The organism is Cylindrospermopsis sp. CR12, assembly GCF_001432185.1.
GTDB classification, from domain to species: Bacteria; Cyanobacteriota; Cyanobacteriia; order Cyanobacteriales; family Nostocaceae; genus Raphidiopsis; species Raphidiopsis raciborskii.
Map to the genome: position 1 here is coordinate 1 of NZ_LMVE01000008.1, position 1,277 is coordinate 1,277.

Consider the following 1,277-nt stretch of genomic DNA (forward strand, 5'->3'; position numbering starts at 1 on the left):
ATTGGGACTCAGGTTTTTCCTTCGCTGTCCTTCCTCTCTTCCCTTTTCTCTCCCACGCCGTTCTCCCTCTTGTAGGGCCTCCATCCGAATCTCTTGGTAAAAACGAGACTTGCAACTGCATAATCATCTCCTTGGTCAAGTCTGGGAACTTATTTGCTAGTATAGTCTCTATCAAACTTAACCGCTGCTCAAACTGTGGGTAATTATTGATTGTAGTCTAAAATTGAGACAAAGACCCCTTACCACTCGACTCTTGTAGTTACTTGGGTGGATGAGTCTGGTTGGTACGAACCGAGATCATGTAGACCGTCAAAGTTCAGCACCTTATTGTTTACTTGATATTTTATTCGTATGTGGCAGGGTTATTTAACCCGTGAAAATATAATATCAGGTTTTTCCTATAAGTCAAGGGGTGCGGTTAAGGGGGATTGGGAAGCACTCCCTGTGGGAGATCGCCAATGAATTACCCGTGACGGAATTCCTTATCAAACCCTCGAAAAAGAAAGTGTTAGCTCTCTGTAAGAGACTAGGGGTGGAAGTCAAAAATCTAAACGGTCGAGAGCAAAATGTCCCATCTGCGGTGAACCACTACTCAATGGAGATGGAATCGAAACCCACCACATAGTACCTGTTGCAAAAGGTGGTCTGGACGACATAGAAAACCTGAAGTATTTGCACTCAGTCTCTCATAAACAGGCACACTCAAAACCCAAGTTGAAAGGCTTGAAGTAAGGCTTGAGTCGGAGGAAACTGTCAAGTCCGGTTCTTAGGGGAGGGAAGGATAGTGATGTCCAACCCTTACCCGACTGGTTTTGTCGTGGGTAATCGTAGGTTGGGTTGAGGCACGAAACCCAACAGACCAACGGGATATGGCTCCGTTTCTGCATTTTGCAACAGTTCCTTGCAATTCTTCTAGTCTTGCGAGTCTTTGTTTAAGTTGTTTTTCTAAATAGATTTTAGCATCTTTACCATCTTTACCTGCAATTGTCAAAGGCGACAAACTCAGCAGCTAGGCTGTCGGTGTTGGTGATATCGCGCTTGAGAAGATAACTGTCAATCACTTGCTGACCATGTTTGGCTGCTTCCTCATAAGTATTCCCGTGGGTGTGGATGTCTTGAAAAGGGAAGTCAGGGAGGTGGACTACTAAATTTAATAAAACTTTTGCATCAGGATGAAATCCAGTTTTCTAATTTAAGGAAGGTAACTTTGCACCCACATTATAACCCTGACTGGGCAAAATCAGCAACCCTTCTCACGGGGGTATCCGGTCCAGGTA

At 44.4% G+C, this 1,277-nt stretch carries 2 protein-coding genes; one reads left to right on the top strand and one right to left on the bottom strand.

Annotation, left to right across the window (positions count from 1 at the left end; all coding sequences use genetic code 11):
• Positions 1 to 573 precede the first annotated feature (573 nt).
• Positions 574 to 732 (top strand): HNH endonuclease signature motif containing protein, encoded by a 159-nt coding sequence (locus ASL19_RS18885; RefSeq protein WP_072149051.1) that lies wholly within the window; start codon positions 574 to 576, stop codon positions 730 to 732.
• A 34-nt stretch (positions 733 to 766) separates the two neighbouring features.
• Here ASL19_RS18885 and ASL19_RS18020 read toward each other — a convergent pair whose 3' ends face one another.
• Positions 767 to 991, bottom strand: a complete 225-nt coding sequence (locus ASL19_RS18020) for a hypothetical protein (protein WP_057176910.1) — start codon at positions 989 to 991, stop codon at positions 767 to 769.
• Positions 992 to 1,277 lie beyond the last annotated feature (286 nt).